This is a genomic window from Phormidium pseudopriestleyi FRX01 (assembly GCF_017313335.1).
GTDB lineage: Bacteria > Cyanobacteriota > Cyanobacteriia > Cyanobacteriales > Laspinemataceae > Laspinema > Laspinema pseudopriestleyi.
In genome coordinates this window covers 1-9849 of the sequence record NZ_JAFLQW010000519.1, presented here as the reverse complement: position 1 = coordinate 9849, position 9849 = coordinate 1, and the positions used below count along the sequence as shown (strand labels likewise).

9 protein-coding genes are annotated in these 9849 nt (G+C 47.2%); 2 read left to right on the top strand and 7 right to left on the bottom strand.

From position 1 onward, the window contains the following. Positions 1-333: 333 nt before the first annotated feature. Positions 334-1455, top strand: a complete 1122-nt coding sequence (locus tag J0895_RS27045) for a sensor histidine kinase (RefSeq protein WP_207089726.1) — start codon at positions 334-336, stop codon at positions 1453-1455. Positions 1456-2251: 796 nt separating this feature from the next. On the opposite strand, the gene J0895_RS19810 is transcribed toward J0895_RS27045, so the two are convergent. The 4 genes from J0895_RS19810 to J0895_RS19795 all read right to left on the bottom strand — a co-directional run bounded on the left by J0895_RS19810 (position 2252) and on the right by J0895_RS19795 (position 5354). Further along, entirely contained in the window at positions 2252-3046 is a 795-nt protein-coding gene (locus tag J0895_RS19810; protein ID WP_207089725.1) for a creatininase family protein, read from the bottom strand. 94 nt (positions 3047-3140) lie between these two features. Then, a complete protein-coding gene (locus tag J0895_RS19805; RefSeq protein ID WP_207089724.1) occupies positions 3141-4055 on the bottom strand; it encodes an alpha/beta fold hydrolase in 915 nt (304 codons plus the stop codon). Between the two features lie 229 nt (positions 4056-4284). Continuing rightward, on the bottom strand, positions 4285-4647 hold the full coding sequence (locus J0895_RS19800) for a DUF1815 family protein (RefSeq protein WP_207089723.1): 363 nt from the start codon (positions 4645-4647) through the stop codon (positions 4285-4287). 494 nt (positions 4648-5141) lie between these two features. Continuing rightward, entirely contained in the window at positions 5142-5354 is a 213-nt protein-coding gene (locus J0895_RS19795; protein WP_207089722.1) for a DUF2839 domain-containing protein, read from the bottom strand. 870 nt (positions 5355-6224) lie between these two features. On the opposite strand from J0895_RS19795, the gene J0895_RS19790 reads away from it, so the two are divergent. Then, positions 6225-7904: an MBL fold metallo-hydrolase gene (locus tag J0895_RS19790; RefSeq protein ID WP_207089721.1), complete on the top strand. Its 1680-nt coding sequence runs from the start codon at positions 6225-6227 to the stop codon at positions 7902-7904. 300 nt (positions 7905-8204) lie between these two features. Here J0895_RS19790 and J0895_RS19785 read toward each other — a convergent pair whose 3' ends face one another. From J0895_RS19785 to J0895_RS19780, 3 genes are all read right to left on the bottom strand, one after another. Then, the gene (locus J0895_RS19785) at positions 8205-8516 is read right to left on the bottom strand and encodes a DUF6679 family protein (protein WP_207089720.1); all 312 of its coding nucleotides are present in this window, start codon (positions 8514-8516) and stop codon (positions 8205-8207) included. A 95-nt stretch (positions 8517-8611) separates the two neighbouring features. Next, positions 8612-8827 carry a transposase gene (locus tag J0895_RS26105; RefSeq protein WP_242541434.1) on the bottom strand — a complete coding sequence of 72 codons (216 nt, stop codon included), beginning with the start codon at positions 8825-8827 and terminating at the stop codon, positions 8612-8614. Next, the coding region (locus J0895_RS19780) for an RNA-guided endonuclease InsQ/TnpB family protein (protein WP_242541433.1) at positions 8790-9849 on the bottom strand (1060 nt) is incomplete at its 5' end. The genes J0895_RS19780 and J0895_RS26105, both read right to left, overlap by 38 nt.

Here is a 9849-nt window from a genome sequence, read left to right as displayed (position 1 = left end):
TCAGTTTGAAGAAACAGAAGAATCCTATACCTCAAAAGCAAGTTTTCTGGACAATGATGTGCTACCTAAATTCGGTGAAAAACCTGAACAGTGGCAGTAAGCGTGGAAAGCGTGTGAAGCGTGGATTGTTTAGAACTGGAATGTTTGGATATATCAATGCGGACTGTAATGGTGCTGCCAATATCCTTCGCAAGCTAAACGTAAAGGGAAAGTTCAAACTAGATTTGAGCGGACTTATTAGAGGCACTTTGACAGCGCCCATTAGAATTAGGCTTTGGTCTAAGGCTATGCAAGAATCCCCGTGTCTTTAGACATCGGGAGTGTCAAGCGGAAATGTATGAAACAAGTCAGACTGTTGCCTTAGAAGCTCAAGCCCAAGCCCAACAACTCCAATTCGCCTTGGAAGAACTACAACAGACTCAAACCCAACTGATTCAAAGTGAAAAAATGTCCGGTCTTGGGCAGATGGTCGCCGGGATTGCTCATGAGGTGAATAACCCGGTTAACTTTATTCATGGCAATCTGGAATATGCTCACGAATATAGCGATGCGTTACTCAGTTTGATTGATCTGTATCAGCAGCATTATCCTGAGCCTGAAGCGCCGATTGTTGAACGAATCGAAGCGATCGAACTCGACTTTATCCGGTCAGATTTTCCTAGCTTGCTCTCTTCAATGCTGCTGGGAACCGAGCGAATTCACGAAATTGTCCAAAGTCTGAGAAATTTTTCTCGCCTGGATGAAGCGCAGATGAAACCTGTGGATATTCATGAAGGAATTGATAGTACCCTATTGATTTTACAACATCGCTTAAAGTCTACCTCGGGAGCATTTTCTATCGAAATTGTTAAAGAGTATAATGAGTTGCCCCAGATAGAATGCTATGCGTCTTCCCTGAATCAAGTGTTTATGAATATCCTCAGTAATGCGATCGATGCGGTGGAAGAAAGGGCGGACCAAGTTGGGAAAATCGAGATTAGCACCGAAGTAATCAAAGGAGACTGGAAACAGGCGATCGCAAACCGGGGCCTGGAAAGGCAAAATCTGGAGCAAGTCAAGGATTTATCTGCGGGCGATCGTCACCAGGCTTTGAAATCCTGCCTCTGCATCACCCTCCACCAGCCCTCGGAGGTTTGTGCAGCGATGCCGGGAACAATCCACCGTCCCTCCTTCGTGATCATTCGGATTCGCGATAATGGGTACGGAATCCCCGAAAACTTACAAAAGCAATTATTTGACCCCTTCTTTACCACCAAACCCGTAGGGAAAGGGACTGGACTGGGATTGTCGATTAGTTACCAGATCGTTGTCGAAAAACATGGGGGACAGTTGCTCTGTTTGTCCGCACCCTCAGAAGGCACAGAATTCGCCATCATCATTCCCCTCAAACAACTCGTCGAAGTCCAGACGGAGGAAGTTTTAAATTATTTGCCGAGTTGGGTACTCAGTTCATAGCCTTGTAGATTGGGGTTTAAGGGCTTAGTTTTTAGCGATGTTATTAGATTGAGAGACAAAAATTTTCCCTCTTCCCGTCTGGGTTCTGTTTCGGATCGCGTTTGTAAGTGTGTGAGGAGTTCAGGCGAACAGCGATCCTGAGTCAGAAACCGCTGCTTATTTGTGGGTTTTAGCAGTGCGAGTGGGGAGAAAATCACTGGGCTGGGCGCGAAGATTTTGATAGAGTTCGAGGACCTGCTGAGTATATAGCAATCCTAAATGATTTATGACATATATAGCTCCCCTCTCCCCCTTTGGGCCGCCGACGGTTGGGGGTGAGGGCATTCCACAACTGATAAAGGAGCTGCTATAGTGACCAAACTCACCGCGATCGTACAAGTTCGCATCACCGGATACCCACCAAAGCCACCACCTGGGACTCCGAAATTTGTCCCCATACTGGAAATGCCCATAATACAAAGCTGGCTAACAGTCCCCCCAGCAAAATCCGCATAATTCTCCTCTAATAGTTAGCCCATTGATTTTGACTTATACTGGGCCAACTGTCCATCTTTTTTTTAAAATTATAAGAAGGGAACAATAGAAAAACTTTGGTGTCTTTAATTGTTTCATCGGCTGCCATCTGACCGGGATTAAATCTACCCTTAGAGGTGCTCTCGAATATCACTTTTTGTTCAAGTTAAGCCTTTTAAAAACTCTAACGGAATCTATTTGGATTTTAGAGATTTTAAGAACAAGTTAGGCGGATTGGACGAGGGTTTAACTTCCCCCTTCACCGGCAGGATGAATGAAGCGATCATCCCGGGCGAAATTCATACACCTCTTGAATCACGCGCACCCAGCCCTGGGCTAGGGATTCCCAAATGCGATCGCCCTTCTCTTTCGTCGCCGCAGTCCCATCCCCTACCACCCCACTGTCACTAATTTGATGGGTTAACCAGGCAAAGGTTAATGGCCCTTTTGTTCCTAATAAACTCCCTTCCGGACGTTCCGGGGGATATTCCTGCACTGCCTTTTCCATCTTCACCCAGTCGGGCAAAACGGCTAACATTAAGCTTGTTTCTGCATCCCCAGCGTGCATTGCCAGTATCCGCTCTTTTTCGGAAATGAGCGCTTTACTCTCATTAGGAACCCGCCAAGTAAATAGCGGAAACACCATCAAATCTGGATACTTAACCGTTAAATCCTGGGCCGCAATTTCTACCACTTGCGGTTGACCGCCATGAGAATTCATGAATATTAATTTTCTAAATCCTGCCCGATAAAGACTCTCCCCAATCTCCATTAATGTGGATAAAAGAGTCTGAATACTCAAGCTAATCGTCCCTGGAAAATTCCCATGTTCGTTAGATTTTCCATAATATAACGGCGGCAAAGCATAGGCCGGAATTTCCGGACTCAACTGTTCCAAAGCTTTGCCTAAAACCGCCATACTAATCGCACTATCGACAATCACCGGCAAATGAGGACCATGTTGTTCGATCGCCCCCAAGGGTTGAATCACAACAACATTCCCTTTATCCGGCATCGCCGCAATATCCGTCCAACTGAGATAGGCAAAAAAACGCTCAGGCGGGATGAAACCGTGCATAGGAGATGGGGGAGATTGGGTGGATAGGGTAGATGGGGGAAATGTTCGTAGTAACGACTTCAGTCGTTATCCCCCATCCTCCCCATCTTCTCCATCATTCTTCCTCCTTCCCAATCAACTGTCCCCGATGGGATGTTGCGCGCAAGAAGGAGAGCAATTCTCGATTCACTAGATGGGGGACTTCCTGCTGGATCCAGTGACCGCAGTGGGGAACTAACTTGAGTTGAAACGGCGCTTTAATTAAGCGATCAAATCCATCGGTTAACTTATTGCTCAAAAAAGAATCTTCTTCCCCCCACAATACCAGGGTGGGTGCGGTGACATAATGGGGCGATCGCCCCAAATTCTGTACCCAATTCAAGGGAGACATCAGTTGTCGATAATAATTAATCGCCGAAGAGAGCACTCCCGGTTTTTCCAATGCTTCCTGATAAATCTTGGTCAGTTCCGAGGTAAACGCCCCTTTGCGGACTGCTTGTTCCTGAAACACCTTTTTGACAAAATCCTTTAAGTTCTGCTGAATCAGCCACTCCGGGACTCCTGGAACCTGAAATGCCAGGACATACCAACTTCGGCGCAGTTGATCCACATTGCTTCCCATCGCCTGTAACCACTGTTGGGGGTGGGGTGCATTCAAAATTGCCAATCGATCCAGGCAATTGGGAAAGCGTTCGGCCAGGTGCCAGGCGATCGCCCCTCCCCAATCATGACCCACGATATGGGCCTTGACATATCCTAAACTTTCAATTAAACCTTTGATATCTGCACTTAACGTATCCAGATCGTAGCCACTGTCTGGCTTATCCGAATCGTTATAGCCGCGCAGGTCCGGGACGACTACTTTAAAATATCGAGAAAGCGCCGGGATTTGATAGCGCCAGGAATACCAAAACTCTGGAAATCCGTGCAAGAGGATAACGAGTTCCCCTTGTCCTTGGGACACGCAGTGTAGGCGAATCCGGTTCGTTTCAATATAATGATGTTCCCAAGTAGCTTCTAGGGCGGTCATATTTTTTTTGTAAGCGGGCTGTGTGGATCGCGAAACGCCAATTTAAGCCAGATGAACCCCAGGAGCGCTCGTTACCGTGGCGTTTGTCGTTCCGTTATTTCAGCTTAACATTTTTCAGCCCCAAAAAAATTAGCCCGCTCTCTCATTGTCAACCCGATGTTCTCCTGATCGACCCCCAGGAGATGGAAATATCGGGTTCCCTTGAAGGGCGAGCTTAGACCCGTGTTGCCTACACGAGCTGCTCATTTACGTCTTCCACTGCCAGATCAGGCTGGTCTGGAATGGCTTTCATTTGACATTTGACCAGGTTGGCGAGTTCCTGAAGCTGGGAGATCGCTTCTGCGCCCTCTAATTTCATTAATTCGCGATCGTCGCGCATTTCCGTCCAGGTAATCCCGTAGTCCGACACCAAAAACCGAATCAAGTGATCTTCTCCTAGGCTCACCATAAACGAGGCGCTATTCATTTGCCCCCCGCAGGTATAGCAAGATGCCAGGTAACCCCGACGCTCTAGCACGATCGCTAGGGCTTGCAGGTTCATGACGAGATCCTTAACAAATTGACGGTGTTGTTCGGCGAGTCTGATAAACACTTACTTTCTCCTATCACCACACCACAGTTTAGAACTTTTTAATGTTTTTTTTAGATTTGACCCCCTCCTTGAGCCGATATAATATCTAGGGCTTCATTTGTCCAATGGTAATTCAATTGTAAACGTCCAATGGAATGGATGCCACTAACTTAACGTGATTCATCCGTCAGAGGAGGTATCCGTTACAACAGTTGATAGTTGGATAAGTCATAGATTCAGGGGAATTCCGTGGGTTTCCGGAGTGCGTTTAGCTGCCTAGATTGACCCAGAATTCCCTAAAGCCTATAGAGGCAGGCTGGCCTACGGCGATCGCCCATAAGAATAGGAAATTCTTATCAGAGTGATTAGAAAATTGTTTGAAAGATTGTCAATCCTCGGATTGTCTAAGCGGGGTAAGGACCCCGTTAGCCTCGATACCAGTCGGCATCCCGAGAGGGCGATCGGTACAGAGATTCAGGGTTACATCGCCCCTGAATTAGGTTGAAAAGGTCAATTTAGTTCACGTCCCACCAACCAATCGCAGGGCCAATGAACCGAACGGTTAACCAAGTCACAATCAACAAACTAATGCCTAGCCAACTTCCTTGGACGGTCCACTTCACAAACTGTTCGGATTGACTTTTAGTAATCGGTAACCAAGGCACGATTCTGGGCTCTTTGCCATACTGATCTCCGAGCGTTGACTTGCGACGTTTTGCTTCACCCATAGTAAAGAAAGTAGAAATGGTAGAATTTCAATTGATATAACGGATCCAGTGGGAAATCTCCCTTCTTCCAGCCAACCATCCAGGTTAGTCCGATGATTTTACTCCCCGTTGCTATCGAAAGAAACTGGCCCGTTGCGAGTCTTCGTGCCGAGGACGATGACGGTCTGATAGCAACCCTCTGAATATTAACTTGATTTGATAGCCGGTTGCTCACTTTTGTTGCCAAACTTTACTTAGTCGTTCAGTTTCAAGGGCCTGGGGCTTCCCGGTAGAAATTAGAGCAAGCGGATTTCTTGACAAAGCCCTGACCGATTTACCCCAAGCGGAGCGATCGCCTCCTAGTTGCCCCATCTGTCCCCGAAAACTTGATGGGGAGACCCATTGCTTCTTGAGGTGAGCAAAAAAGGATTTGAGGATGATCCCCTTCCTTGGTAGCATCAAATCTAAGTCATCGGATTTGGTGAGTGGATGAACATCCAGAAATTCAATCGCTTCCAGGAGGTGATTCACCTGAGTAACAGATCTATCTCGATCCAAAAGAATCCAGCCTTATCCCGTAGCCCGGTGAGCAAAGCATTTGCCTCATCTGGGTTTTCCATCATGAGAATTTATTCTAAGAGCAAACCAGGACAGCGCTGGAAACAAGATGCTGTACTGTTGCCCGGTCCTCCAGGATTGACCGGCAAAATGAGTCAGACCGATCGCCCCGATCCATCCCACCCGAGAAAGGTCCCAGGGATTCCGGTATCTCTAGGGTGGAATGGGAACCACCTCAAAATCTTGAGGCAGAGTACCAGGGGTAGAATCACCCCCCCTCCATCGGCTATCATTCCAGACTTGAGTCGCGATATTCAGGTGTGCTCAGCATAAATGGATCAGCTTGAATGTTTACCCTATAGTGTCGGTCATGGAGATGAAGGAGTCTCCTTGCAGGTACGGATGGGACCGTATCGCATCCTCCTCGACTGTGGCATTAGAGATATCTCACCGTTGCAAGCGGGTTTAGAGAAAAAGGGCAGTGGCCCTGGCTCCTTACCGGCAGATTTAGTGCTGGTGTCTCATGCTCATGCGGATCATGCCCGGGGTCTATGGTCCCTGCATCAAGCCTTCCCACAATTACCGATTTATGCCAGTGAAGTCACTACAGAACTACTTCCCCTGAACTGGCCGGAGGGAGAACGCGATCGCTTAAGATTTTGTCAAGCCTTACCCTGGCGCACCCCGGTCGAATTTCTGGATGGATTGACCGCTGAATTATTTCCTGCTGGACATCTCCCAGGGGCAGCGGCGATTTTACTCAGCTATACCCCCACTCCATCAGGGCGATCGCCTCAACCGCCCCGGCCCTATACCCTGCTTTATACCGGAGATTTTTTCCTCTCCAATTCCCGCTTAGTGGAAGGATTGCCCCTAGATGAACTGCGGGGATTAGATCCCGATGTCCTGATTGTCGAAGGCAGTTATGGAACCTCGCGGTTTCCCCATCGGCGATCGCAGGAAAACCAACTTGCTGAACGCATCGAACGGGCGATCGGTCAGGGCCAATCCGTCCTGCTTCCCACCCCCACCGTTGGGTTAGGTCAAGAAATCCTGATGCTACTGCGGAGTCATCACCAATTCACAGGTCGAGACTTGGATATTTGGGTTGAGGGAACCGTTGCTGATGCTTGTGATATTTATTTAGAACTCTTACCCCAATTCCCCGCCTCAGTCCAAAACTTTGCCCGCCATCAACCTCTATTTTGGGACGAACGGATCCGTCCGAGGGTGCGTCGCTTATTCCCTGAACACCGTTCCCAACTGGCAAACGGTCCTTGTGTCCTTCTCACGGAATTAAGTAACCACCTCAAAGCGTTTGATGGAGGCGATCGCCAACCCTGGTTGATTTTGCTTCCCGAATATCCTGGACAACCTCAGCGCTATAACCCCGAGTCCTTATTTGCCCATCTCCCCGAGTCACAATTTACCCTGGAAACCTATTTACTCGCCCAACATTGTGACGGCAATAGCACCACCCAATTAATTCATAACTTACATCCCCAGCACGTGGTCTTCATCCACGGTTCCCCTGCCTATCTCGCAGACTTGACCAACTTGGATGAACTCCGCAACCGCTATCACCTCCATACTCCAGAAGCGGGGAGTCTCGTAGAACTCCCGATCGGCGAGACGATTTTGCAACCGGCGACCCCTGCCGAAATTTATCCGGGAGAACTTACAGAACATCAAGGCAGTGTCACCCTTTCCCTGTCTCAAACCTTGGCATTGGATCCCCGTTGGCAGAAGTTTTCAGATACGGGGTTAATCGAAGCGCGTTGGCAGGGTGAGGAATTAGTGGTGCGCGGAGTCTCTCAACGAGAATTGCTCTCTCAAGGGAGTGCCGCCCGCGTCAATGCGAATATCGAATGTTGCGGAAACTGTCGGTATTATCGAGGACAGCGCTGCTGGAATCAGATTTCCCCTTTATTTGGGTTTAAGGTGACTCCCGATGGCTATTGTCCTGCGTTTGAATCGGCGATGGTTTCACCTGTCTCGCAGCCAGATTCATAATACGGAATCCGGTTTTTAAATGTCTTTAAAAACCGAATTCTGTATTAGGTCCAAAAGAGGAGCCTTGAGTACCGCAGTGGCACTCAAGGCTATGATTAACGATTTGTTGTTCTAGGGGTTTTTAACGATCGCCTCAGTCCAGCAGGAGGGAGGGGAGAAGAAACCCGGTTTCCTACCCGTTAATGGGTATGACTTTAATTATGGTTGGACAGAAACCCGGTTTATTTTTCTTCTGAACTTTCGGCGATCGCCCTGGTTTCCTGGAAACATTAAGATTCAAGGAAAAACCGACTTTTGAGATTATTCTTGATTCAAGTCGGGAGAGCGTTTGGGAAGTTGTTCGGCTTCGGGACAGTCATCTGATACCAAAGGCTCCACATTACCTCGCGAAACGCAGGCAATTTTTTGGCTAACGGCACCGATGCTTTCGAGGCGAAACATCTCTTCCCAGGAAGAGAGTTCATCTTCTTCATCAGTTTCATAGCGGATGGTGACTAAATCTCCTTCGATGTCAAGAATGCGAACACCGTCAATCCAACGTTGCTGATCCCGCAAGAAAATACTGACTTCACGACCATCGCAACAGAATTGATAAATCTTGCGGTGTAGCATAGGTGGCTTCTCCTGAGCAAATAATTTTTCATCTTCGTGACAACTCCGAGCACTAAATCGAAACGATTATAGTGTGGGCTTCCCAGACAATCCGGCTACTGCGAAGGCAGGCTCTTGGCTTTAAGAACGGGTTGACCCACCGCTCTATTTTTGATAATTATAGCGGCATTGTGGTCACGGTCTAGACTACATCCACAATGAGGACAGTCGTGCCAACGAATATGTAGCTTTTTTGGGACTTTTTCACCACAATTGGAGCAATCTTGGGAGGTGTTATAGGCACTTACCGGAATGACCAACTTTCCCAGCATTTTCGGCTTTGTTTGTAAGTATTGACAGAAAGTTTGACCACCCAGCATCCAACACAGATTTAGCCAATCTTGTGCGAGCAAGACCTTTAACGTTTAAGTCCTCATGAGCAACAACGTCATATTTTGACAACAACCAGTTAGCGGTTTTAAAGTGAAAATCTTTCCTTTTATCCGCTACTTTTTTGTGCTGAGTGCCTAACTGCTTAACCGCTTTTTGTCTGCGGTTACTCCCTTTCTGGCGGCGTGATACCCGTTTTTGAATAACCCGCAAACGCTTCTGAGCTTTCCTGTAGTGCTGAGGAATTGCAACCGTTTCACCCTCTGAAGTTGTTAAGAATTCCTTCAACCCTACATCAATTCCAGTGATTTTGTCTGGATTAAAATCAGGCTTAATGGTTGGAACTGTTGCATCTTCGAGTGAAAGCGTTAGGTAGAATCCATCAGCTTTTTGGGTAACCGAAGCAGTTTTGACTTTAAACCCATCAGGTATTGGACGATGCAAAACAACCTTAACTTTGCCAAACATTGGTAAGTTAATTAGATTGCCTTGCCAACATCCATCCTTCATCTGAGGATAGGTAAATGTGCGGTAACGACTGCGTTGCTTAAATCTAGGTCTGCCGCTACGCTTGCCATTGCTATCACCTTTAAGAAACCTGTCAAAAGTCACTTTTACCCGCTTGACAACATCTTGGAGGACTTGCGAATAAATCTCTATGCGATACCAAGGATGAGTTTTCTTGAATTGAGGCAAAGTTTTCTTTTGGCTGAAATAATCAGGATGATCTCGCAGTTCTGGCAAATGGCTTCTTAAAGGACAAGAGTTGATAGGAGAACGGTTTTGCTCGTACCAGTTGAATCTATCAGCCAACAAATAATTGTACTGACTACAAAGCATTGATAGCCATCTATCTAACTCTATAATCTGTGTTTTTGTTGGGCGTAGTTTGTACTGGTATGCTGTTCTCATCATACTATTATAGCCGATAAACCCAATTAATTTCAGAGGGACTGATGAAGAG

What these genes read in the sequence shown, in the direction of transcription:
- J0895_RS27045 (WP_207089726.1), top strand. Translation starts at nt 334, where the DNA reads ATGTATGAAACAAGTCAGACTGTTGCCTTAGAAGCTCAAGCCCAAGCC.
- J0895_RS19810 (WP_207089725.1), bottom strand. Translation starts at nt 3,046, where the DNA reads ATGCACGGTTTCATCCCGCCTGAGCGTTTTTTTGCCTATCTCAGTTGG.
- J0895_RS19805 (WP_207089724.1), bottom strand. Translation starts at nt 4,055, where the DNA reads ATGACCGCCCTAGAAGCTACTTGGGAACATCATTATATTGAAACGAAC.
- J0895_RS19795 (WP_207089722.1), bottom strand. Translation starts at nt 5,354, where the DNA reads ATGGGTGAAGCAAAACGTCGCAAGTCAACGCTCGGAGATCAGTATGGC.
- J0895_RS19790 (WP_207089721.1), top strand. Translation starts at nt 6,225, where the DNA reads ATGGATCAGCTTGAATGTTTACCCTATAGTGTCGGTCATGGAGATGAA.
- J0895_RS19785 (WP_207089720.1), bottom strand. Translation starts at nt 8,516, where the DNA reads ATGCTACACCGCAAGATTTATCAATTCTGTTGCGATGGTCGTGAAGTC.
- J0895_RS26105 (WP_242541434.1), bottom strand. Translation starts at nt 8,827, where the DNA reads ATGCTGGGAAAGTTGGTCATTCCGGTAAGTGCCTATAACACCTCCCAA.